The sequence below is a fragment of the Acinetobacter sp. 778_lipA genome (assembly GCF_058242985.1).
Genome location: NZ_JBZAYT010000001.1, coordinates 821,005 through 844,568 on the forward strand (window position 1 = coordinate 821,005; position 23,564 = coordinate 844,568).

General features: G+C 38.4%; 21 protein-coding genes. 11 read left to right on the plus strand and 10 right to left on the minus strand.

Annotated elements, in window-relative coordinates:
- Positions 1–156: 156 nt before the first annotated feature.
- From AC4CUY_RS03820 to AC4CUY_RS03830, 3 genes are all read left to right on the plus strand, one after another.
- A complete protein-coding gene (locus tag AC4CUY_RS03820; protein WP_004722586.1) occupies positions 157–852 on the plus strand; it encodes a hypothetical protein in 696 nt (231 codons plus the stop codon).
- 80 nt (positions 853–932) lie between these two features.
- Positions 933–1,730 (plus strand): SDR family NAD(P)-dependent oxidoreductase, encoded by a 798-nt coding sequence (locus tag AC4CUY_RS03825; protein WP_004722584.1) that lies wholly within the window; start codon positions 933–935, stop codon positions 1,728–1,730.
- A 98-nt stretch (positions 1,731–1,828) separates the two neighbouring features.
- Positions 1,829–2,596: a PA3715 family protein gene (locus tag AC4CUY_RS03830; protein WP_336952799.1), complete on the plus strand. Its 768-nt coding sequence runs from the start codon at positions 1,829–1,831 to the stop codon at positions 2,594–2,596.
- A 154-nt stretch (positions 2,597–2,750) separates the two neighbouring features.
- On the opposite strand, the gene AC4CUY_RS03835 is transcribed toward AC4CUY_RS03830, so the two are convergent.
- The 9 genes from AC4CUY_RS03835 to sdsA all read right to left on the minus strand — a co-directional run bounded on the left by AC4CUY_RS03835 (position 2,751) and on the right by sdsA (position 14,595).
- Positions 2,751–3,782 (minus strand): agmatine deiminase family protein, encoded by a 1,032-nt coding sequence (locus AC4CUY_RS03835; RefSeq protein ID WP_490773688.1) that lies wholly within the window; start codon positions 3,780–3,782, stop codon positions 2,751–2,753.
- Positions 3,783–3,942: 160 nt separating this feature from the next.
- Positions 3,943–4,371, minus strand: coding sequence for a YbjQ family protein (locus AC4CUY_RS03840; protein WP_056514420.1), 429 nt, complete (start codon positions 4,369–4,371; stop codon positions 3,943–3,945).
- A gap of 9 nt (positions 4,372–4,380) precedes the next feature.
- Positions 4,381–4,731 (minus strand): YbjQ family protein, encoded by a 351-nt coding sequence (locus tag AC4CUY_RS03845; RefSeq protein WP_336952796.1) that lies wholly within the window; start codon positions 4,729–4,731, stop codon positions 4,381–4,383.
- Positions 4,732–4,834: 103 nt separating this feature from the next.
- Positions 4,835–6,295 carry a multidrug efflux RND transporter AdeIJK outer membrane channel subunit AdeK gene (gene adeK / locus AC4CUY_RS03850; RefSeq protein WP_336952986.1) on the minus strand — a complete coding sequence of 487 codons (1,461 nt, stop codon included), beginning with the start codon at positions 6,293–6,295 and terminating at the stop codon, positions 4,835–4,837.
- On the minus strand, positions 6,295–9,474 hold the full coding sequence (gene adeJ / locus AC4CUY_RS03855) for a multidrug efflux RND transporter permease subunit AdeJ (RefSeq protein WP_336952795.1): 3,180 nt from the start codon (positions 9,472–9,474) through the stop codon (positions 6,295–6,297). The genes adeK and adeJ overlap by 1 nt, the downstream gene beginning before the upstream one ends.
- 13 nt (positions 9,475–9,487) lie before the next feature.
- Positions 9,488–10,744, minus strand: a complete 1,257-nt coding sequence (locus tag AC4CUY_RS03860) for an efflux RND transporter periplasmic adaptor subunit (RefSeq protein WP_490773689.1) — start codon at positions 10,742–10,744, stop codon at positions 9,488–9,490.
- Complete coding sequence (locus AC4CUY_RS03865; protein ID WP_336952793.1) at positions 10,744–11,382, minus strand: phosphatase PAP2 family protein; 639 nt, start codon at positions 11,380–11,382, stop codon at positions 10,744–10,746. The genes AC4CUY_RS03860 and AC4CUY_RS03865 overlap by 1 nt, the downstream gene beginning before the upstream one ends.
- Positions 11,383–11,541: 159 nt before the next feature.
- Complete coding sequence (locus tag AC4CUY_RS03870) at positions 11,542–13,596, minus strand: site-specific recombinase (RefSeq protein WP_490773690.1); 2,055 nt, start codon at positions 13,594–13,596, stop codon at positions 11,542–11,544.
- 15 nt (positions 13,597–13,611) lie between these two features.
- Positions 13,612–14,595, minus strand: coding sequence for an All-trans-nonaprenyl-diphosphate synthase (sdsA, locus tag AC4CUY_RS03875; protein ID WP_336952791.1), 984 nt, complete (start codon positions 14,593–14,595; stop codon positions 13,612–13,614).
- Between the two features lie 430 nt (positions 14,596–15,025).
- Here sdsA and rplU point away from each other — a divergent pair, with 430 nt between their 5' ends.
- The 3 genes from rplU (at position 15,026) to lolA (ending at position 16,558) form a co-directional block, all read left to right on the plus strand.
- Positions 15,026–15,337 (plus strand): 50S ribosomal protein L21, encoded by a 312-nt coding sequence (gene rplU / locus AC4CUY_RS03880; RefSeq protein WP_004722561.1) that lies wholly within the window; start codon positions 15,026–15,028, stop codon positions 15,335–15,337.
- Between the two features lie 19 nt (positions 15,338–15,356).
- Positions 15,357–15,611: a 50S ribosomal protein L27 gene (rpmA, locus tag AC4CUY_RS03885; RefSeq protein ID WP_004722560.1), complete on the plus strand. Its 255-nt coding sequence runs from the start codon at positions 15,357–15,359 to the stop codon at positions 15,609–15,611.
- A gap of 251 nt (positions 15,612–15,862) precedes the next feature.
- Complete coding sequence (lolA, locus tag AC4CUY_RS03890; RefSeq protein WP_004722558.1) at positions 15,863–16,558, plus strand: outer membrane lipoprotein periplasmic chaperone LolA; 696 nt, start codon at positions 15,863–15,865, stop codon at positions 16,556–16,558.
- A 173-nt stretch (positions 16,559–16,731) separates the two neighbouring features.
- Here lolA and AC4CUY_RS03895 read toward each other — a convergent pair whose 3' ends face one another.
- Positions 16,732–17,433, minus strand: coding sequence for an IS1 family transposase (locus tag AC4CUY_RS03895; protein ID WP_004282341.1), 702 nt, complete (start codon positions 17,431–17,433; stop codon positions 16,732–16,734).
- Positions 17,434–17,542: 109 nt separating this feature from the next.
- On the opposite strand from AC4CUY_RS03895, the gene AC4CUY_RS03900 reads away from it, so the two are divergent.
- The 5 genes from AC4CUY_RS03900 (at position 17,543) to cysG (ending at position 23,481) form a co-directional block, all read left to right on the plus strand.
- A complete protein-coding gene (locus tag AC4CUY_RS03900; RefSeq protein WP_490773691.1) occupies positions 17,543–19,006 on the plus strand; it encodes a carotenoid oxygenase family protein in 1,464 nt (487 codons plus the stop codon).
- Between the two features lie 10 nt (positions 19,007–19,016).
- Entirely contained in the window at positions 19,017–19,637 is a 621-nt protein-coding gene (locus AC4CUY_RS03905; protein ID WP_483770224.1) for a hypothetical protein, read from the plus strand.
- A 202-nt stretch (positions 19,638–19,839) separates the two neighbouring features.
- Entirely contained in the window at positions 19,840–20,646 is an 807-nt protein-coding gene (locus tag AC4CUY_RS03910; RefSeq protein ID WP_419327610.1) for an RsiV family protein, read from the plus strand.
- Positions 20,647–20,754: 108 nt separating this feature from the next.
- The gene (gene serS, locus AC4CUY_RS03915; RefSeq protein WP_419359925.1) at positions 20,755–22,026 is read left to right on the plus strand and encodes a serine--tRNA ligase; all 1,272 of its coding nucleotides are present in this window, start codon (positions 20,755–20,757) and stop codon (positions 22,024–22,026) included.
- Positions 22,027–22,107: 81 nt separating this feature from the next.
- Positions 22,108–23,481, plus strand: coding sequence for a siroheme synthase CysG (gene cysG / locus AC4CUY_RS03920; protein ID WP_336952783.1), 1,374 nt, complete (start codon positions 22,108–22,110; stop codon positions 23,479–23,481).
- Positions 23,482–23,564 lie beyond the last annotated feature (83 nt).

Here is a 23,564-nt window from a genome sequence, read left to right on the forward strand (position 1 = left end):
GTCATATTTACAAATGCGTGTTTTAGATATTTGATTTGTTGAGAGTATTTGTGATTGATATTCAACAAATAGCAGTGGTTAAAGACAATGCAAGATATTTCAAGTTTTGCTAAGATCAAAATTGAATAGGACAAAACAACAAAAGGACACATAACAATGCAGTATAAAATCGATTTATTGATTAAACAGCAAACGTACCAAGAGTTAAAAAGCATTACCCAAAGTTTGAATCATGGCGAAAAAAGAGATTTGGCAAAACAATTAGGCAATGTCTTTACCGAAATGTCATGCCAAGTGCTGGATCAGGTTTTTGGAACCTTACTTGATGAACAACGTAAAAATGATGCACTAGATGCGACAGGGAAGAAAAAGCTCAAAGAAGCTGAACAGATTTTTGATCAGATTGAAGGGGCATTAAAAAAATATATGCCGTGGTCAATTTCCTTTTTTAGTAATGATCGTCTAAAGCCTGTGGCAAACCATATTCTTAAAAAGTTTGAAGATTCAGATGCAACTGAAGTGGTGATGTATTACCAATTAGACCGTAGCTTAGGGCAAGAAGCGACTAGCAATATTCAAAAGGTCATTCAAGGGGATACCAGTGCTTTGCCTGTGACACTAAAAAATTTGGTTAAAATTATTGACCTCGGTGTATCAGAATTTATCCGTGACCCTAAGACTTTGTTAAAATTTAACTTTGTGGTCGATAAAACCTTAAATGGTGTGATTAATATGATCACCAGTACTGGCTATAAACGCTTAGAAAAAGTTGGCGATGAATACAATCCTCGCAATGTAGAAAAGGCGCAACATTATGCAGAACATTTTAAAAAGTTTTTAGTTGAAGGTTAGTTTTTAAAAGCAAATCACTTGATTGATTTGGTGGGTCACGTGGTCTAATATTTATTCACCATATTCAAGAGCATAATAAAATGGAAAGCTTAGAAGGAAAGGTGGTTTGGATTACAGGCGCATCTTCAGGGATTGGTAAAGCCTTGGCTGCTGAATGTGCTTTACAAGGTGCACAAGTGGTTTTAAGTGCAAGACGTTTAGAAGAACTTGAAAAAGTTCGTATAAGTCTTCTTAACCCAGATCATCATATTTCTGTGGCAATGGATATTACCGATGAAGCACAAGTACGCCATGCATATGAACAAGTCTTAGATGAGAAAGGGCGTATTGATTGGTTGATCAACAATGCGGGTTTAAGCCAAAGGGCACTGATTGCTGATACCACAATGCAAACTGAACGTGCGATTATGGAAATTGATTACTTCTCTCAAGTGTTTTTGACCAAATTGGTTTTACCAACCTTTTTAGCTCAAAAATCTGGGCGAATTGCGTATATTTCTAGCGTTGCGGGCTTATTGGGGACGCAATATCGGGCATCTTACTCTGCAGCAAAAGCAGCGATTCATATGTGGGCAAACAGTTTACGCGCAGAAGTGGCACAAGATGGTGTTAATGTTTCTGTTATTTTCCCTGGTTTTGTAAAAACCAATGTATCTTTCAATGCCTTAAATGGTGCAGGAAAAGCACAGGCACATCAGGATGAAGCCATTGAAAATGGATTAGAAGCTGATGATTTTGCGCAGAAAACAGTTTCTGCTTTATTAAAAGGTCAAGAATATATTGTCGTGGGTGGGCGTAAAGAGAAATTGGGTGTGTTGGTTTCTCGTCTATCACCATCGACACTTTATAAAATGATTCGCAAAATGAAAGTAAAGTGATTGAAAATTCATAAATTTTATGTGTATTGATGGCGTTTATACATTGTATAAGCGCTTTTTCTTAATATGTTCCGTCTCTATCTATAAGCACAAAATCCATGTTAAACCTAATGAAAATAATATTTAAAATCATCAGTCTACAATTCATATTGATCAGTGCGGTTTATGCAAATATTTGTGATGATACTCAAGTTGTCGCACAAATATTGAAGCAGGCTAAAATTGTAAAGGTTGAACAGTCTTTAATCGACTGTAAACTCGATCCGGTCGATAATTCAAATATGATCATGGCCTATGCCCAATGGATTCCTGTAAAAGGAAATGCAGAAGAAAGGGATTATGCTTTAGACTTATTTAAGTTTAATCCAAAAAATTTAAAGGTGATTTATCACTATGCTGTTGCTGAACGCATGGTTTCGGACGCAATTAGCTTAAATTCTATTGAGCTGGATACTGCAAATTATAAAGTCACTGATTCAAATAGAGCTTTGGGTCTAAGATTAAATTACTCAGGTCACTCACAGCCCTTTCCTTTTTCTATGCAACTTTTAAATTTATATGACCTTAAAAATAAACAACAAATTCTGGACAGCTTGATTGTGACACGTAATCGGGCAGAAGTAGATATGCATTGTAATGCAGATATTGAAGAACGCGCTTCTACCTTAGTCATGCAGTCAACCCAAACCAAGAAATATACGGATATTTTGGTCAATAGCAAAATTAAACGCTACCAGACGCAAGTGATAAACGAGGATTGCCAAGAAGTTAATCATCACTCATCGCAACAACGGTTTGTTTTAAAATTTGATAGGAAAAAATATCAATTTCCTAAAAGTTTTAAAGATGAATATCAGTACCGATAGGCAGTACAGTACAAGAGTATCAATAAAATTAAGTCATTGCAGCGTAATGCTGATTATTCAACATCCATCTTCTCGTTAGCGAAAAAATAGCAGTGAGCTAAAAGATGAATGCTTTTAGAATAACAGGATATTTGAAAGGGTAAAAATCGAATGCTTAATGTATTTTATTGAAGTAGTTTAATAATAATTCAGCATTTTTGCCTCTTAATTGCCATGACATACAGCGCACTCCACCCCCCATATGGCACACCTGTGCAGAGTGAATTGGGATGACTGTTCGTTTGGTTAGACGACGAATTTGCTGTAATGCCAGTGCATCTTGTTTAATACCAAATTGCGGAAAATAAATACGCTCAGGCGTAACCAGCATATTGGTATATAAACCACAAGCCGAACCAAATTTTTCATCATAGATCTCACTGCCATCATAAGGCGTGGTGATTTCATGAATTTTGATATTTGGAATACCGCGTTTTAAATCAATTTTTAACTGTTTTGCATAGTCGGGATCTTCAGGATAGGTGTTAATCACTAACGTATTCTGATCTATAAAGCTCACCACGCCATCCGCATGTTCTAAACCACCTTGTTCATCCGCTTCAATAAATGCAATATGTTTAGCACCTGTCAAACGGATCAGCTGTGCTCTTGCTTGGGTTTCGGTTAAATGATTGTCAGCTAAGAACTTGGTGCTTAACACAGCATTGCCATAGCCATCTTCAACCCAATTACCACCATCATTGAGCAGTTGGGTCTGGGTAAATTTTAGGCCAGCCTTTTGACTATAGGCTTTAAAGTCTGATTGAACATCATCAGAGATGGCTTGAGCTTTTTTGGTTGCACCTTGTCCTGCTGCGGTATACCGAAAAAGAACAGGTTGATTGGGATTAGCACTACTAAAATCACGCATCCAAATATCTTGCATAGGCGCAATAGTGACATGCTGTTTACCGAGTGCTTTAACATAATCAGGGTAAAGTTGTTGATCGGTTAAGATCATCACATTGTCACCATTTTGAATAATTTTCTTTGCATAATCGACGTGGAAATCAAAGATATCATCGATTTTTTCTGCATAGTACTTATCTTGACTTTGTGGCGAAGCCAATACAATCAATTCTGCATTTATTGTGAATGGAAGCATAGACAGTAATCCGATACTTATTTTAAGTGCTAAAGCTTTCATGATCTCTAACCTGTTCATGAAGTTAAGATTTTTTCATTTTTGTTATGGTTTAGATATTCCCAGATCTTTACATCACCGGAATACAAAACCAGACAGTCCAACAGCGATTATGTATTCTGATGAAAAAATCATGATGATTATTTAAAAAAGAGGAGTGAGATTAAGTTGCTGTTCCATAGGCAAAGACTTCAACCATTCCACCTTGCATACCGAGTTCAGTGGTACTTAAACGTAAGCCCATAATATGCGTTGCTCCAATATTTTCAGCTTCCTGTTTTAATCTAACAATTGCTTCGCGACGTGCGCGATCGACGACACTCTCATAGGTGGTTAAACGACCACCAAAGAAGTTCTGAATTTGCGCGATAATATATTTAAAATAATCATGTGAAATGACCACATTACTACTGATGAGTTGTCCATGCTTTTCAGAGACTTGGAACTTATTGGTATCAATCCGAATATGAGCAAGCCGTTGTTCATTGTCTGCCAATTCTTTTAAATGCTTTTGTTCGATAAAACGTCCAAACCCCCAGCCAATAAAAAACAGAACCAGTGTGAGCCCAATTTTAAAAATTAAACCATCCATCTGTTTCGCCTATTTTGAAAATGGATCAGGAAGTTGTGTCGTGGTCGGTTCAACAATGACTGCAGTACCATAAACAAAAAGTTCTGAAGCACCTTGTGCAATATTAGAGGTAGAAAAACGGATACCGACAATTGCATTGGCACCTAAACCACGTGCTTTTTCAATCATACGATTCATGGCTTCTTGACGCGATTCTTCTAATAATTCGGTATAGCCTTTGAGTTCACCACCGACAATATTTTTTAGACCAGCCATAAAGTCACGTCCGACATGTTTGCTGCGGACTGTGCTTCCATAAACGACATCAAGCTGTTGCTTTATTACATGGGCTGGAATAGTTTCTAAATTACTGAGTTTCATTTTAAATATTCATTGATGATGTCTTACTTTAAACATAGGAAATTATCCACTAAAAAGCAATAAAAAAAGCCCACCGAAGTGAGCTTAGATCATCAAATTGATATTAACTGACTTTTTTATCTTTTGAATGATATTTCAATTCAGATGAAGAGGCCGGTTGTGCAATTTGATCCGCAGTGTTGGCTTTTAAACCACCACCCAGTGTTTTATAGACTTCTACCTGATTGTTTAAGTTCGCTTGCTCTAATAGCAATAAACCTTGTTCAGCAGAGTAAGAGGTACGTTGTGCATCTAATACAGATAAGAAACTATCAATACCTGCACGGAAGCGAGCATTTGAAAGTTTATACGTTGTATTGGTCGCATCAACTAAACGTTTTTGAGCAGAAAGACGATCACCAATATTTTGGCGAGTCGCTAATGCATCATTAACTTCACGGAAAGCAGATTGAATTGATTTTTCATAGTCAGATAATGCAATTTGTTGATCTGTTTCTGAAATTTTAATATTTGCTCTACGTGTACCCCAATCCCATAAAGGAATATCAAGACTAGGGCCTAAAGACCAAACGAATGCACCTGATTTAAATAAATCACTTAAATCAGTAGATGCATAACCCGCAGAACCCGTCAAACTGATTGTTGGGAACAAGCGTGCTTTCGCAGCACCAATATTCGCGCCAGCAGCAGAAAGCTGATATTCAGCTGCTTTTACGTCTGGGCGATTGTTGAGCAAATCACTTGGTAATCCTGATGCAAACACAGCATTCGAGGTAATACGCGTCACACGTTGTGTAGGCAATAAATTGTCAGGAACTGATTGTCCAACAAGTAGATTCAATAAGTTCTGAGCTTGGGCAATTTGAGTCTTATAATTGGCAACATCATTACGTGCGGTTTCAACAGAAATTTGAGCCTGACGAACAGGAACTTCACTGTCGATCCCAACATCAAAACGTTTTTTGTTGAGGTTATAAGAATCAAGTTGAGCTTTTAATGTTTGGTCAGCAAGTTTAAGTTGCGCATTGGCAAATGAATAATTTAACCAAGCTTGAGCAACTTGACCAATTAAGCTGATTTGCGTTGCATCACGGGCACTCGCGGTCGATAAATAAGTATCAAGAGCATTGTCTTTTAAACTTTTTACACGGCCCCAGAAGTCTAACTCATAAGCAGTTACACCGAGACCAACATTATAACGTGTTTGAGCACCAACACCTTGATCTTGACGTAAAAGACCACCACTTGCACCAATCGTTGGTAACTGATTGTTTTCAGTGATTTGATAAGCTTGTTGAGCACGTTGAATGTTCAATGTTGCTGTACGTAAATCACGGTTATTGGCTAAAGCAAGATCAATTACTTGAAGTAAGCGTTGATCTGCAAAAAACTCTTTATAACCTTGTTCAGCAATAGATGTACCAGTGTTATTTTGAATATAACCTGTTGGTATGTTTGCTTGAGCTACGGGTTCTGGGCCACGCATGCTTTGACAAGCTGTCAAAGCAAGCGCAAGTGCAGATACCGCAATGCTACGACCTGAAATAGACCATACTTTCTGCATCACGATTTATGCTCCTGAATATTTTGATTTTTAGGTTTGTACTTAAAGATACTACGAATCCATACGAAGAACACAGGAATAAAGAAGATACCTAAAAGTGTTGAGCTAATTACACCACCCAATACACCATAACCAACTGAGTGTTGGCTACCGGCACCTGCACCGCTTGATAAAGCAAGTGGCAATACACCGAAACCGAACGCTAAAGTCGTCATGATAATTGGACGTAAACGCATTTTTGCAGCATGCAATGTCGCTTCAAACAATTCTTCGCCTTGTTCTTGCAACTCTTTTGCAAACTCTACAATCAAAATCGCATTTTTTGCAGACAAACCGATGACTGCAACGATCGCGACTTGGAAATAGATGTTAAATGATAAGTTAGGATCACCTTTGATGACCATTCCCAACCACGTTAAAGTAAATGCACCAATAACACCTAAAGGTACTACTAATAATACTGAAACAGGGATTGACCAACTTTCATATAAAGCTGAAAGGCAAAGGAATACAATAAGCAGAGAAAGAATCAAAAGCGGAACAGTTTGGCTACCAGATTCACGTTCCTCTAAAGATAGACCAGTCCACTCATAGTCGAAACCTGTTAAGCCCATAGATGGTAACTTACCAATAATTTCTTCCATAGCCATCATGGCATCTCCCGAACTTACGCCCGGTGCTGGTGTACCTTGAATGTTTGCAGAAGCTACACCGTTATAACGTTCTAAACGAGGTGAACCATAAGTCCATTGGCCTGTTGCAAATGCAGAGAATGGAACCATAGTGCCGCTATTATTACGTACATACCATTTGTTTAAGTCTTCAGGCATCATGCGAGCACTTGATTCGCCTTGAACATAGACTTTTTTCACACGACCACGGTCTACGAAGTCATTGATATAAGAACCACCCCAAGCCATGCTCATGGTCGAATTAATATCCGCAATACTAACCCCCATTGCACCCGCTTGCGCTTGGTCAACGTTGATTTGATATTGAGGTGTATCTTCTTGTCCATTTGGACGAACACCAGCAAGACGTTTGTCTTGTGCAGCCATGCCTAAAACAGCATTACGTGCAGCAACTAGCTTCTCGTGACCTTGACCACTTGCATCTTTTAACTGAATATCAAAACCTGATGAAACACCTAATTCTGGCATTGCTGGTAATTGCAATGGCATGATGTACGATGCATCTTTGACAATCATATTTAGTGCCATACCACGTTGAATAATGGCACCAATTTGTGATTCAGGTGTTGTACGTTCACTCCAGTCTTTCAGTTTCATAAATGCTAAACCAGCATTTTGCCCGACACCAGTAAATGAGAAGCCAGAAACTGTAAAGATAGTATCTACATTGGCTTTTTCCTCATTTAAGAAGTAATTGGTCATGGTGGTGATGACTTTATCTGTCCGTTCAAGGCTGGCGCTTGGTGGTAATTGAACAAGCGTCATAACCATGCCTTGATCTTCTTCTGGTAGGAAAGAAGAGGGGAGCATTTTATACAGTCCGACTAAAGCAACAATCACAGCAACGTAGATCACACCAGAGAAGATCTTATGATGGGTCATACGATTGACACCACCTTGATATTTCTCAGCTACTTTATCAAAGCTACGGTTAAACCAACGGAAGAAACGCGCAAAAATGTTATTGCTTGGTTCTTTATTTGGATCATGCTGTTTTAACAATGTCGCACAAAGAGCAGGGGTAAAGGTTAAAGCAACGATTAATGATAAAACCATCGCTGTAACCAGTGTGATCGAGAACTGACGGTAAATTACACCTGTAGTACCACCGAAGAATGCCATTGGCACAAATACAGCAGTCAATACACTGGTAATACCTACTAAAGCACCTGAAATTTGTTTCATCGACTTTTCAGTGGCTTCAACTGGACCCGTATGTTCTTCTTGCATCACACGTTCGACGTTCTCAACCACAACAATTGCATCATCGACCAAGAGACCAATCGCGAGCACCATGGCGAACATAGTTAAGGTGTTGATTGAGAAGCCAAAAATATTAATAACTGCAAATGTACCCAGTACAACCACAGGAACAGCCATTGTTGGGATAATCGTTGCACGCCAGTTCTGTAAGAATAAGAACATCACGAAGAATACAAGAACGATTGCCTCAATTAAGGTATGTACCACACTTTCAATTGAAAGCTTGATAAATGGTGTAGTGTCATAAGCAAGCTTATCTTTTAGACCATCTGGGTAGTTTTTACGTAGCTCAGTAAGACGTTTTTCTACAGCAGCCGCTGTATCAAGTGCATTTGCACCTGTTGCCAGTTTAATTGCTACACCGCCAGCAGGCTTACCATTAAATTTAGAATCAAATTGATAGTTATCTGAGCCTAGTTCTACACGAGCAACATCACTTAAACGAACCTGAGCACCAGAAGCAGTGTTTTTCAGGAAGATATTTTTAAATTGTTCAGGAGTTGTCAGCATGCTTTGTGCATTGACAGTCGCGTTAAGAACTTGACCTTGGATCGCTGGTGCACCACCCAATTGACCTACAGCTACTTGTGAGTTTTGCGCACGAATAGCAGCAGCAATGTCACTTGGTGTCACTTGCAAACTGGTCATTTTAGCTGGGTCTAGCCAAATACGCATTGCATATTGACCACCAAAGACTTGAATTTCACCTACACCTGCAACACGACTGAGTGGTTCAGAAATATTTGAGTTTACATAGTCTTTAATGTCAGCCCCAGAAAGACTGCCATCTGGCGAATAAAATGCAAGTACTTGCATGAAACTTGCGCCAGATTTGGTCACTTTTATCCCTTGACGTTGTACATCTTCGGGTAAAAGTGCGGTCGCTGACTGTAATTTGTTTTGTACTTGAACTTGTGCAATGTCTGGATCAATACCTTGTTCAAAATTCAAGTTGATTGATGCCTGACCATTACCCGCACTGTTCGATGAGATATAACGTAAACCATCTAGACCATTCATTTGTTGTTCAATGATCTGAGTTACTGTGTTCTCAACAGTTTGTGCCGAAGCTCCAGGATAAGTTGCAGCAATTGTCACCACAGGAGGGGCAATTGTTGGATATTGAGCAACAGGCATTTTTGTTAGCGTAAGAATACCCGCCAACATAATCACCAGTGCAATCACCCATGCAAAAATAGGGCGATGAATAAAAAATTGAGCCATATTCGTCTACCCCTTATGCATTTGAAGTAGCTTTTTGTTCACTAGACTTATTTTGTTGAACAGGTTGTGCTGCTGTACCTGGTTTAGCACCTGCTTGTGGTGCAACCGCTTGAGGTTGATACGGTTTAGCAACAACTTCTTGTTCTGGTTTTACTTTGGCAATCCCATCTACAATCACTTTATCGCCTGTGTTTAGACCTTGAGTGACAATCCAATCTTTACCTTGAACACCTACAGTCGTTACAGGACGGCTTTCTACTACACCTTTTGCATTTACAATCATCGCGATCGCTTGACCGGTTGGTGTGCGTGTAATTGCAGCTTGTGGAACTAAGTAAGCATTTGGAATTAAGCCTTGTACGATTTGCGCATTGGCAAACATACCTGGCAATAATAAATGGTTAGGATTTGAGAAGACTGCACGTAAAGTCACAGAACCAGTACTTGGATCTACACTTGCATCAGAAAATGCAAGATTTCCTTCCACACCGTAGTAGCTACCATCCTCAAGTTTTAGACGAACTTTGGTATTGTTGCTACGATCAATACTACCTTGACTTAATTGTTGACGTAGACGTAATAGCTCAGCACTTGATTGGCTGATGTCTACATAAATTGGGTCAAGTTGCTGAATCGTGACCAGAGCATTGGCTTGGTTTGCAGTGACTAAAGCGCCAGCAGTGACTGAAGAACGACCAGATTGACCTGATATAGGCGAACGAACTGTCGAATAACCTAGGTCAATTTGCGCATTTTTAACAGCAGCGTTTGATGCTGAAATATCTGCTTCTGCAAGTTTGATTTGAGCAAGTAAATCATCATATTCTTGCTTAGAAACAGCATTGATGCCGACAAGTTGACGATAACGATTTGCTTTAACTTGCAATGCATTTAAATTTGCTTGCTGACGTACTAAAGCTGCTTTTGCACTGTCTAAGTTTGCACGATTGATGCTTGAGTCAATCTCATAAAGAGGTTGACCTTCACGAACAAAACTGCCTTCAGTAAACAAACGTTTTAAAATAACACCATTTGTTTGTGGGCGAACATCAGAGATTTGATACGCTGAAGTACGACCTGAAAGTTCAACAGTTTGTTCTACGCTTTGTGGCTGAGCAACAATGACACCAACTTCAGTCGGCGGCATTTTTTGGGCAGCACCACCAGCTTGTTGTGCTGATTTAGGATCTTTGCTGCAGCCTACAAGTGCAATACTTGTTGCGAGAGCACAAGCAGTAAGGGCAGGGGCCCAAAGCTTTGCCGACATCATTATTCCACCTCGTTTAGATTTTTATCTAAAAATAATTTGTTCTGTCTTAACGTTTCTCGTGACAGTATGAGCCATAAAATAGCAGCCCATATGACACCTATACCCCATCCAGTGAGTACATCAGTTGGGAAATGTGCACCTAGATAAACTCTAGATCCCCCCATGCTTAGAAACCATAAAAAGCCCCCTAAGCTAATCCATTTAGCTTGGCGATGCTTTTGAAATATAAACATAATCGAACAGCAGACAATAGCAGCATAAATACTGTGGGCACTAGGAAATGAAGCACCATAGGTTTGCACCATTTGGTAGATTTCATCAGGTCTTGGACGATTGACTAGATATTTAATAATCCAACCAATTGCCGAAGCACCAAGTAGACCAATGCTGATCATCAGTACATTCGCATATTGTTTGAGGCGTATGAAATATAAATTGCATAGCCCTGCGATCACAATCATTGACGGTAAGCCGCCCAGATAGGATAGGGTAAGTGCTAAACCATTTAAGACCTCTAAACGGTGTGTACTCATCCATACAACGCTTGAAAAATCAAATTGTTGTATCTGGTTAATGTTTAAACCAACACTCCCAATAAGTAAACCTATACAGCCAATAAGGAGCAATACATAAGGCATAAGATAACCTAGAGTATATAAATTGCGTACGTTAAGTTTATTTAATGCACTGAAGTGTACTAGCCAGTACACTTTTTTTCAAGTGAGTAAATTTAGGTAATTTATACTAATTTCTTTTTGTGAAATATTTAACAATTTGCACAAAAATTAACAAAAAGCTTAGTGATTTAGTTTGTTTTGTGAGTTTGCCTCATCTTCCAGTTGTAACGGTTGCTTTGGGGGCCAAAAGAAATCTAAAGGACGGGTAGAAAAATGGGTAAATATAAGTTTTGCCAATGGTTTCCATTGCGAAAAACGAACTTGTCTTGCTCGAAGTGCCACAATAATGGTGAGGGTGAAACTGACAAATAAGTTGGTTAAACCAATACACAACACGCCAAGGAAAGACACAATAATGAGACCAATATCAGGTGAGCCATTGATGGTCATTAAGCCTTGAATAAAGTTGGCAGCAGCAAAAGCAATATGACGGATATCTAATGGTAAGCCTAAAATAAACCCAATTGTTCCCATACTTCCAAGCATAATACCAAAGATAAAATTACCTGCTAAAGCACCCAAGTTTCTTTCTATATAGTCTGCAAATTTTTCCAACCTTGCTTGTCCCATTATTTTTTTCAATTTCATATGGGCTTTTAAACGAGGACCGACTTTTCGATAGACTGACATATTGTCAAAATATCCAGCGATTAATCCCGATAAAAATAAACAAACACCAGCGATTGCTGCATGTGGTATTGCTAGTGAGGTAAATGGATTTAGACTGGCGAGTAAGGTTGTCGCTTTCGCATGGCTTAAAAGTGGTTCATGCATCGAAAGTTGCCATAGATACGTTATTAAAGCTGCAGTTGGAATTGCAATCGAAATATTTCCCAGAATTGCAATAAACTGCGTCCGAATAATATTAATAATCAGTCCTGCAAGTTCAGCAATTTGTGCTGTTTTTGAACCTTTTTGGTGCTGAACTGTTGATGCTAGTGCGGCTGCAGTCATTGCTGGTTGCTTTGTTGCTACAGTAAAGTGCAAAACATGAATCAGTATAAAACCCAATGAATAATTCATGCTGTAAAGAAAAGCATGCATAAATGGTGCAAGAACTAAACGTGCTGTCAGTATTTTAAGTGTTGCCATGGTGGCAATAATCGCACCTGCACCTGCAGCTGCTTTATACATGCCAAAGAAACCTTTCTTATCGGTACTGACATAATGTTCGCCCGTCTTACTTGCATTTTCAGTGACTTGTAGTGCAATCAATTCACTATTAGTTTTGAGTAAATCACGTACACTGGTTTCACTATAGTGTGCATTGACTAAATCGGTGAGTAATTCGCCACAGAGTTGATAACGAATTTGATCATCTTCTACAAGTAAGTTGAGAAGCAGTTCAATTCGATCAATACATTGTTCTAGTAGCGATAATAAATAAGTCAAACTTAAGCTAACACCAATCCGTTTAATTGCTCGACGGATTTTTAATACCACATCGCGGCATTGTTCAATCATAACCAAAGCTTGATCTGCATCTGGAGCTATACCAATAGCAAGCTCATCTTCATCTTGATGCTGCTTCTTATACGCTTCTATAAATTCAACTATTTCACGATTTTGAACTAAAAAAGGAGATTCATATTCCTGAAGTTCTGGGTAAGCATTGATAAATTCAGGATACAGACCAATACCACTGATTCGATAAGAAAGTACTGTGATGGCTTTAACAATGTCGCGTTTAATTCCCAATTTATCGTTTTTATAACGATGACCTTGATTCAATAAGCGGAATAGTTGTTCCCATTTCTTTTCACTTATATTTTCCAGCCAATACTTATCGCTACGTTGATGAAACACTTTGCCGACCAAATCTTTGAGATCTGATTCGTCTTTTAATAAAGGTAGAAAATGTGCGCCGATACGTTGTCCAAGCTGATTCCAGAAACCGTCTAAGGATAAAATCCCACTATCTGCATATAATCCTGCTTGTTTATAGTGGTTAACCAGTTTTAGTAAGTAACCTTGAAACGCAGATGATGCATTTGGTGTGATTAAGAGTGCTTGAAGTAACTCCTCAAATTTATTTTGACTTTCTTCTAAATTGTGGCTGTCAGTAGGTCTGATACGATTGATTAATTCAATTAATATATCAGGATTGGGAACAACTTTTATGCTATCAAGTTGTTCCTGCATAAGGAGGAAAAGATCATTAAATTGTATATGCATAAGCCTTGTTAAATTTTATTGAATTCGATGTAAGGCAAGTTGCGCTAAATTATACAATGCCTGGCGATACTCAGATTCAGGTAAATGATTTAAAGCCTGAATCGCAGCATGAGTTTCTTCTGTTGCACGGCGACTACAGTAATCTAAAGCACCTGAGGTCTGAACAATTTGAATCACCCGATCCAAATCGCTTGTTCCTCCAGTTGCAATACTTTTACGGATAATCTCGTGCTCTTCACCTTGGGTATTTGCTAAGGCTGAGATTAAAGGTAAAGTGGGTTTACCTTCCATTAAATCATCACCAATATTTTTACCTAATGTTTCAGCATCAGAAGTGTAATCTAAAATATCGTCAATAATTTGGAAGGCATTGCCAAAATGGCCAGCAAATAAGCGTAAAGATTCACGATATTCAGGTTTCCCAGCAAGGATTGCAGCACCTTCAGTTGCAAGTTCAAATAAACGAGATGTTTTACCGTGAATAATATCTAAATATGTTTGTTCAGTTGTTTCAGGTTGATGTTGGGCTTGGAGTTGTAACACTTCGCCTTCAGCGATTTCACAAGTGCCAGTTGAAAAGTCTTTTAACAAAATCATATTGTCTAGATCGACAAGAAGATCGAAAGCCCGAGAAATAAGGAAATCCCCAACCAATACCGCAGTTTGGTTGTTCCAAGTCGCGTTAGCAGTTGGACGACCACGACGTAAACCAGATTCATCGACCACATCATCATGCACTAGTGTTGCAGTGTGTAACATTTCTATGATGGCTGCCAGTTTACGATAAGGCTCCATCTGTAAGTCTGTTGCACCACATGCTTTTGCTGCAAGTAGGCACATAATTGGACGCATCCGTTTACCACCAGCTTCAACAACATGTTTACTGACCGCCATTACTAAAGCAACTTTTGAGGTAATCCCTTCATTAATAAACTTGTCCATTGCAGCAAAGTCGGTTGCAACTGGAGCGAGAATATCTTGCTTAAAGTCGATGGTCATCGGGTGGGAGCCTCATGCAAATGCGTTATAAGTTGCTAGTGTAACAATTAACATGTCTCAATGTTGCTTTTGAAAGCAGACATCGTGCCTGAATCTTAATGATTTGTTCCTCCTTTGTCCAAAGATGAATAAAGCATTTAACATTCAATAGATCATTCTTTTGAGCTACATAGTAGCGGATTTGTTTTAAAAATCTATTTCAATTTTAGCTGGATCTTAAAAAAAAATTCATATTATCAAAGGGAGAATCTTAAAAAAATGAATATATGCAGATTATTTTCTATACAATGCTAATATTTGCTGGAAATGACTTGTTGTTTAATTCATTATCACTTAAAATCTTTGCCCTTGAATAACCCCCAGTGGCGTTCGTCTTAAGATCGGTATATTCCTTTATCGGCACGACGACACGGGTCAGTTGGAGTACGTTATGTACGCAGTAATCCAAAGCGGTGGTAAACAGCACCGTGTTGTTGAGGGTGAAACCCTTAAAGTAGAATTGTTGAAAGCTGAAACTGGCGCGACTATTACATTTGATGATGTATTAATGGTTGTGAATGGCGAAAGTATTCAAATCGGTGCTCCAGTTGTAGCTGGCGCAAAAGTAACTGCAGAAGTGGTTGGTCACGGTCGTCATGACAAAATTCGTATTGTTAAAATGCGTCGTCGTAAGCACTACCGTAAACAACAAGGTCACCGTCAATGGTTTACCGAGTTGAAAATTACTACGATCGCAGGTTAATCACTAGGAGTATATAGACATGGCAACTAAAAAAGCCGGTGGTTCGACCAAAAACGGTCGTGATTCGAATCCTAAAATGTTAGGTGTTAAAATGTACGGTGGTCAAGCTGTGACTGCTGGTAACATTATCGTTCGTCAACGTGGTACAGAATTCCACGCGGGTACAAATGTTGGTATGGGTCGTGACCATACTTTATTTGCTACTGCTGACGGCGTAATCAAATTTGAAGTGAAAGGTCAATTTGGCCGTCGCTATGTATCTGTTGAAGCGTAAGTTTTAATAGTGCAAAAAAGCCCGCTTTATTGCGGGTTTTTTTATCAGTTTTTTTAGCATTAAAGAAAAAACCATCTTCATCATGATGAATAATTTTCAACATATTGCACCAATAACAATACAAAACTTCTTATTTTCTCAATTATTACTGACTCAATTTGGTTTAAGATAAGCAATCTAATAAATTACATTCTGTGCCAAATATTATCTGAATATTTTAATTGAGGTGCAGACATAGAAAAGGTGGACATATGAATATGCTTCGTAAAACGATGGGTGCAGTGGCTATAAGTGCAGCGCTGTTTGCACCTGTAATGAGCACAACAGTTTTTGCAGCAACTGCTGCTTCGGAGCAACAAGCAACCGCAAATCTGGTTAAACAACTCAGTGGTGTAAAAAGCTTTACTGCAAATTTTGAGCAAACCACAAAAGCGACTCAAACAGGTAAAGTTGCACAGAAAAAGGGTTTAACCGCTCAACATATGAATCAAACTTTTAAAGGTACAATGAAGGTTGAGCGCCCTGGTAAATTCTATTGGGAAACCACGACACCCGCGAAACAGACTATTGTGACTGCAGGTCGTACAGTGTGGATTTATGATCCTGACTTACAGCAGGCTGTACGCCAAAGTTTAGATGAGCAGGTTGCCAATACACCGGCATTACTACTCAGTGGTAATACCGAGCAAATTCAAAAGGCTTATCGTATTACTCAGCCAAATGCAGGTAAAACTTACTATACCTTGTATCCAAAACAAAAAGATGGTGCTTTCCAAAGCTTGACGATTAGTTTTGGGGCGAAAAATGCACCGACTTTAATGATCTTGCAAGATTCTTTAGGTCAAACAACCACTGTGCGTTTTAACAATGTACAGGTCAATGCGGCTATCCCAGCATCTACCTTTAATTTTGTGCCACCTAAAGGTACAGATATCATAGATCAATAAACGATTTTAAGTGAATAGAAGAGCAACCATAAGGTTGCTTTTTTTATGCCAATTAAACAGAACAAAGCAATAGACTCGGTCATGTTAATCAGGCGAATGATAAATAGCGACGAGCAAATAAAGTGGCTTTCAATATAAGATTATTCGGTGGTGTTTCAAAAAGTATGCTGGCATTAAACGAATCCATTATTGATATAAAAGAATACTAAATCAAAGGCTTTGAAATGATTTTCAAGCTTTTTGGAGAAGTTGCAGCTTCTCCTAAAGCCTCGCCTGATTCGATGCCGTAATCGACAATTATTGCCTTCTATACCCACAGTGAAAAATTTACCAATCAACTGTTTGCATTCTTTAAAGGTCGTAACAAAGCTATCCCAATGGTCACTTGATATACATGTATAGCTTACACCTAACTGCTTCAATTTTAATTTAAGTCGTTTTGCAGTGGCTAAATCTCGGTTACCCCATACATAAGCAACAATTTCACCTGTTTCTCGATGATAGGCATAAATTAGCCATTGTTTATTTTGCTTATGACCAACAAAAGTCCAAAACTCATCTACTTCAAGGGTTTCATAATGACTTTGCTGTGCTCGAAGTTGATATTTTGATTGGCTAAGTGTCCGTAGAACTTTACCGATACTTACTCTTTCAATTTCTGCTATATCCCTGACACCACTGCCTCGCACCATGAGGTGTAATATTTTGGTTTTGATACCTGAGTGACAGCCTTGATAACTGAGAGCATGATCACCAATAAATTGACGTCTGCATATTTTACATTGGTAATTTTGCTTACCATCTACTTTTGTGCCATTTTTCTTTATACTGTCACTTAGGCAGGCTGGACACTTGATTTCTAGAGTTATTCGCATTTCTCTATTTTATCAAAATCCAACCTGCTTTTTTTCAGCATACTTTTTGAAACACCACCGATTATTCTATGCTCAAACAAGGGTTTGAATATAAAAATAGAGATTCTGTATGTATCGCAAAACACAATTGAAACTCAAACATTACCCAAGGATAACTGCGCAAAAATCATTTTTTAATGTTTTGAGACAAAAGTTAATCTGCGTGATTGGGCGATTTTTAAGGCGACATCGTCGTGATAAGGAAGTTAATCTATATCACAAAAAGCTTTACCAACCAGTTGAAGAAATCATCACAACTCACTTAAAAATATCAGGAATTATCCCAGATCATTTAAATGGCTTATTGTTAAGAATTGGTTCAAATCCGATTGAGATAGAAAAGCCTTCATTATTTGAGTGGTATCTTGGTCATGGAATGATTCATGCACTCAAATTACAAGCAGGTAAAGCAATCTGCTTTAAAAGCAGTATGCTGGCCACAGATACTGTACAGAAATATAAACAACGTCCCTCAATAGGTGGTTTTCGCCGTGGCGCACATGATGTTGTAAATACCAACATTTTTAAACATGCAGGAAAGCTTTGGGCAGTGATTGAAGCTGGCGCGTTTCCGATCTGCTTAGATGATGAGTTAAATGCAGAACGTTATCAGTTGTTTAATAGTGATGCTGATTTACCGTTTACGGCACATCCTCGTAAAGATATCAAAACAGGGCACCTACATGCGATTAGTTATGATGCCTTAGATCGTAAAAATGCCTATTACCAAGTGATTGATCAGCATGGCGATTTGATTCATGTGACGCAAATTTTATTACAACATGGTCCCATGATTCATGATTGTCTCATTACACAACATGAAGTTTTGGTTTTTGATTTTCCACTTACTTTTTCTATGACTCGATTATTACGTGGCGCAAGTGTTCCGTATCAATGGAATAAACAACATCCAGCGCGTATCGGAATATTGCCTAAATATGGAAATGCTGAACAGATTCAGTGGATTGAGCTTGAGCCATGTTTTGTTTTTCATGCGGCAAATGCTTTTCGTGATCATGAAAATAGAATTATTTTAGATGTTTTAGTACATCAGGACGATTTTGAACATTCTCAACACGCAGCTTATGAATTGCAACATGCACAATTAGAGCGTTGGAGCATTGATCTAAACTCACAGACATTAGATAGATCTGTACTCGACTCTCGGATTCAAGAATTTCCGAAAATTGATGCGCGTTTTACTGGGGTTCCATATCGTTATTTATATACTTTGGGTTTTGCTGGAACTGCATTGTTCAATTGTTTATATATTTATGATTTAGAAATGCAAACATCGGTGAGTTATGATTTTGGTATACAGTGGGCAATGGGTGAAGTCACTTTTGTGGCTGAGCATGAGCACAGTGCAGAAGGGCATGGTTATTTGATGGCCTATTTACATCATGTGGACGGAGAAGCAGCCAAAGCTGTTATTTTAAAAGTAAATGGATTGGAAATTCAGCCACAAGCTGAAATTGATTTGGGGGTACATGTACCACTGGGGTTTCATTGTAATTGGGTGGATTTAGCTTAAGGTTTGAATTATGACTGTAGATTTTAAACATCCCTTATATCATCCAGAAACGGCCTCTAACTCTTTTATGACTGCAGATCTTATTTTGTGTTTAATCAAGCTTTATGAAGTTTTTTCAAACAGAGAACCCACTTTTGAGCTGAGTCGTTACTACGATGTATATTTAGAAGTCACCCCAAATAAAAAAATATTAAAAGCTTTATTTTCAGTTCACAATAATTATGAAAAGTATCTTTTAAATACAATTTTCTATTGTTATGACATAAAGAAGAAAGTGTTTATTTATGATGACGCGAGTGATTTATTTGAAGAACAAATTGATGAAGTCAGATGCGATTTTGAGGATAATTTAGATGGAGTTGTCAGTCCTGCAATCACATTGAAAATGATCAAACAAGCTGGGAAGTATTTTGTTCAACATAATGAACGTGGTGCTCCACGACAGTTCCATACTTTTGTGCTAACATTTTTTAGTGATAATGATTTATTTGTAGTTTTGGCTCAACCCAGTGTTGGCCCTGACCCTGAGGATTGGATGTTTGGTGTTATTAGTGGTATTCAATGTTATTTAGTTTTTGATCTAATGAGTTTAAAAATTATAAAAATAGTATTATTTGCACACAAGAAATGATTATTTAAAACATAGTTATCAACAAAAAAGATGGATAAATGCGCGTATCAACAGGAAGAAGATGTTAGCAGAAAGCAAATCTTTGAAATAACAACGCGCTTATTTACAGTGTAAATAGGTGATAATTACAATAATGAATATTAATTTAAAGGTTCTGGTTTTATGATAGGGCTATTACTAAATATGCTTTAAAGATATAGAAATGAAAGTAAATTTTAAAAGTGGTCTGATTTTTTTATCTCTTTTATCCAGTATGCTCATGGTTAGCGCATGCCAGGAAAAGCCGGAACCTCAAGCAGAACAGGCTGCAACTGCGACTCAACACGCGCAAATACCGCTGATTCAAGCCAAAGTTGAGCGAGTCAACGTGGTAAAAAAACAGTTTTGTGATGAAGATGGTTGTACACAATATGATTTGCAAACTGTTAAAAGTAATGTGCCTTGGCTAGATGATTATTTTCTAAATCGTATTAAAAAAGATGTACCTGGCGCATTTGAAAAAGATCAAAATCATGCCCAAGCTGAAAGTGAAGCGCAATCTTCAGCTAAAGGTTTAAATCAAAATTCAATTTATGTTCGTTTTATTTCACAACAAAATAATTTAGCCACTTTTGTGATCCAGACTTATACCTATGTAGCAGGTGCAGCTCATGGGATGTATCACAATGAATATGTGACATTCGATTTAACCACGCAAAAGCGCCTCGCCTTAACTGATATTCTAAAACCAAACGTGGAAGCAAAAGTGGCTGAACAGCTTTATGATGCCAATGCGAATTGGTTGATTCAAAAAGATATTACACGTGAAAAGTTGCAGTTAAGCGATAACTATTATTATGGTGTAAATGGTCTAGTTTTTGTTTATCCACTGTATGAGCTTACCTCTTATGCAGAAGGTATGCCTGAGTTAAAACTGCCGTATCAAGTTGCAAAAGATTTGATTAAAGCTGAGTATTTACCAAGTCTACCTCAAGTCGAAGCGGCTGTCGAAAAACCTGTTACACCTTAATTGCCTTCAAATCATACAATTCATGTATGTCTAATGCTCTGTCACTGTATTTTTTACAGTGAAGAGCTTACACTATAGTCAGTTTTTTTCTTACCCTTTAGATTGACTATGATCGACCCGAAATTAATCAGAAATAATATCGAGGCTGTAAACTTAGCCTTAGCCAAACGTGGTGTACAACTCAACGTTGAAGAATGGGCATCACTAGAAGCTCGCCGTAAAGAAATCCAGTCTAGAACTGAAAACTTACAGGCAGAGCGTAATTCGGGTGCGAAACAAGTTGGTCAAATCAAAAAATCTGGTGGCGATGCTTCAGAAATCATGGCACGTATGGGTGCGATTGGTGATGAAATTAAAGCTGCTGAAGTTGAATTGAATGAACTTCAAGCTGAATTAGAAGCAAAATTACTCTCTATCCCAAACATGCCACATGAGTCTGTACCAGAAGGGAAAGATGAAAGTGATAATGTTGAAGTATTAAAATGGGGAACACCGCGTCAATTTGATTTCGAAATCAAAGACCATACAGACCTTGGCGAAATGATGGGTGGTTTGGAGTTTGAAACGGCAACCAAGTTAACGGGGACACGTTTCAGTGTATTGAAAGGTCCATTAGCCCGTTTACAACGTGCATTGACCCAGTTCATGCTCGATACGCATACCCTGAAAAATGGTTATACTGAAGCATATGTGCCCTATCTTGTTAATGCAGACTCATTGCGTGGTACGGGTCAACTGCCTAAATTTGAAGAAGATTTATTTAAATTACAAGGTGAAAAAGAATACTATTTGATTCCAACGGCTGAAGTTCCAGTGACGAACTTTGTACGTAATGAAATCATTGATGCTGATCGTTTACCGTTGAAATATGCTGCGCATACACCATGTTTCCGTAGTGAGGCGGGTTCTTATGGTCGTGATACTCGCGGTTTGATCCGTCAACACCAATTCGACAAAGTTGAAATGGTTCAAATCGTAAAACCTGAAGATTCAATGGATGCTTTGGAAGCATTGACAGGGCATGCGGAAGGGATCTTACAAGCATTGGGTTTACCATATCGTAAAATCGTTTTATGTGGTGGTGATATGGGCTTTGGTGCATGCAAAACTTATGATTTAGAAGTTTGGGTACCAAGCCAAGATACATATCGTGAGATTTCTTCTTGTTCAAGTATGGGAGATTTCCAAGCACGCCGTATGATGGCGCGTTATCGTGCAGATCAAAAGAAAACTGAGCTGGTACATACTTTGAATGGTTCAGGCTTGGCTGTAGGTCGCACTTTATTGGCTGTGATGGAAAATTACCAACGTGCTGATGGCTCTATTGAAGTGCCAGAAGTGTTACGCCCGTACATGGCTGGTGCAACATTTATCGATTAAATGTCGAAAACTCGATATTTGGTTCAGTTTTGTGCATAAATATTGCTTAGTACAATCAGATTTGAACTTTTGAGGAACACTGTGGAAATTTTCCCAATTTCACTAAAACTGCAAGGGCAACCTTGTCTGATTGTGGGTGGTGGGCATATTGCTTACCGCAAAGCAGTATTACTTGCAAAAGCAGGTGCAGTGATTCATGTGATTGCGCCAAATATAGAGCAAAATCTCTTAGATATTGTCCATTCAACCTATGGGCAATATCATGCGGATAAATTTGATTATCAAATTAGCCTAAGTAGCTATCGTTTGGTGATTGCTGCAACCAATGATAAAGCTGTCAATCAAGCTGTTTTTGAAGCTTGTGAAGATTTAAATGTGTTGGTCAACAGTGTTGATGATCCTCCACATTGTCGCTTTATGGTGCCTGCGATCATTGACCGTTCACCACTGGTAGTTTCAATTGCCACCAATGGTGCTTCTCCTGTTTTATCTCGCCAGATTCGTACTCAGCTCGAAGCTTCTATTCCACATGGCATGGGTAAACTTGCTGATTTTTCTGGAAAATGGCGTAAAGCAGTTAAAGAGCAGATTAGTAATCCTGATGAACGTCGAATCTTTTGGGAAGATTTATATGCCAGTCCTTTAAAAGAGCAGGTATTTAATGACAACCTCAAAGAGGCGGATCGTTTAATTGAACAAGCTTTGACAAAATGGCAAAAACCAAAAGGTGAAGTTTATTTGGTGGGGGCAGGACCAGGTGATCCTGAGCTGTTAACTTTAAAAGCACTTAGACTGATGCAGCAAGCGGATGTGGTGATTTATGACCGTTTGGTCTCTCCAGCAATTTTAGAATTATGTCGGCGTGATGCTGAAAAAATATATGTCGGAAAAGCACGTTCTAATCATTCCGTGCCACAAGATGGTATTAATGCATTACTGGTCAAATATGCCACCGAAAACAAACGTGTATGTCGTCTAAAAGGTGGTGATCCATTTATTTTTGGTCGCGGTGGTGAAGAAATTCAAGAGCTTTTTGCAGCCAATATTACATTCCAAGTCGTCCCAGGTATTACTGCTGCATCAGGTTGTTCAGCCTATGCTGGGATTCCGCTTACACATCGTGATTATGCACAAAGCGTTCGTTTTTTGACGGGGCATTTAAAAGAAGGTTCACCAGAATTACCTTGGAATGAGCTGGTTTACGAAAATCAGACATTGGTTTTATATATGGGCTTGGTGGGACTAGAAAAAATTTGTGAAAATCTAATATCACATGGTCAACGTCCAAATATGCCAGTGGCTTTGATCTCCAAAGGGACAACCCCAGATCAAAAGGTGGTGGTTGGAACTTTGGCAGATATTGCATCAAAAGTTGAAGAAAACCATATTCAAGCGCCTACTTTGACCATTATTGGTGAAGTGGTGAATTTGCGCGAACAGTTACAGTGGCAATAATATCTGCCTAAATTTTTCTTTAAAAAACTGACATGGTCTTTTTTTAAAGTACTTAGGTTGTATTCTGATAAGTAGAGATCTCC

Bases quoted from the DNA above. Each gene is read 5' to 3' on its own strand.
- rpmA (WP_004722560.1), top strand. From the start codon at position 15,357: ATGGCAACTAAAAAAGCCGGTGGTTCGACCAAAAACGGTCGTGATTCG.
- AC4CUY_RS03870 (WP_490773690.1), bottom strand. From the start codon at position 13,596: ATGCATATACAATTTAATGATCTTTTCCTCCTTATGCAGGAACAACTT.
- adeJ (WP_336952795.1), bottom strand. From the start codon at position 9,474: ATGGCTCAATTTTTTATTCATCGCCCTATTTTTGCATGGGTGATTGCA.
- serS (WP_419359925.1), top strand. From the start codon at position 20,755: ATGATCGACCCGAAATTAATCAGAAATAATATCGAGGCTGTAAACTTA.
- AC4CUY_RS03825 (WP_004722584.1), top strand. From the start codon at position 933: ATGGAAAGCTTAGAAGGAAAGGTGGTTTGGATTACAGGCGCATCTTCA.
- AC4CUY_RS03830 (WP_336952799.1), top strand. From the start codon at position 1,829: ATGTTAAACCTAATGAAAATAATATTTAAAATCATCAGTCTACAATTC.
- lolA (WP_004722558.1), top strand. From the start codon at position 15,863: ATGAATATGCTTCGTAAAACGATGGGTGCAGTGGCTATAAGTGCAGCG.
- AC4CUY_RS03910 (WP_419327610.1), top strand. From the start codon at position 19,840: ATGAAAGTAAATTTTAAAAGTGGTCTGATTTTTTTATCTCTTTTATCC.
- AC4CUY_RS03820 (WP_004722586.1), top strand. From the start codon at position 157: ATGCAGTATAAAATCGATTTATTGATTAAACAGCAAACGTACCAAGAG.
- adeK (WP_336952986.1), bottom strand. From the start codon at position 6,295: ATGCAGAAAGTATGGTCTATTTCAGGTCGTAGCATTGCGGTATCTGCA.
- AC4CUY_RS03865 (WP_336952793.1), bottom strand. From the start codon at position 11,382: ATGCCTTATGTATTGCTCCTTATTGGCTGTATAGGTTTACTTATTGGG.
- AC4CUY_RS03845 (WP_336952796.1), bottom strand. From the start codon at position 4,731: ATGAAACTCAGTAATTTAGAAACTATTCCAGCCCATGTAATAAAGCAA.
- AC4CUY_RS03835 (WP_490773688.1), bottom strand. From the start codon at position 3,782: ATGAAAGCTTTAGCACTTAAAATAAGTATCGGATTACTGTCTATGCTT.
- AC4CUY_RS03895 (WP_004282341.1), bottom strand. From the start codon at position 17,433: ATGCGAATAACTCTAGAAATCAAGTGTCCAGCCTGCCTAAGTGACAGT.
- AC4CUY_RS03840 (WP_056514420.1), bottom strand. From the start codon at position 4,371: ATGGATGGTTTAATTTTTAAAATTGGGCTCACACTGGTTCTGTTTTTT.
- AC4CUY_RS03905 (WP_483770224.1), top strand. From the start codon at position 19,017: ATGACTGTAGATTTTAAACATCCCTTATATCATCCAGAAACGGCCTCT.
- sdsA (WP_336952791.1), bottom strand. From the start codon at position 14,595: ATGACCATCGACTTTAAGCAAGATATTCTCGCTCCAGTTGCAACCGAC.
- AC4CUY_RS03860 (WP_490773689.1), bottom strand. From the start codon at position 10,744: ATGATGTCGGCAAAGCTTTGGGCCCCTGCCCTTACTGCTTGTGCTCTC.
- rplU (WP_004722561.1), top strand. From the start codon at position 15,026: ATGTACGCAGTAATCCAAAGCGGTGGTAAACAGCACCGTGTTGTTGAG.
- AC4CUY_RS03900 (WP_490773691.1), top strand. From the start codon at position 17,543: ATGTATCGCAAAACACAATTGAAACTCAAACATTACCCAAGGATAACT.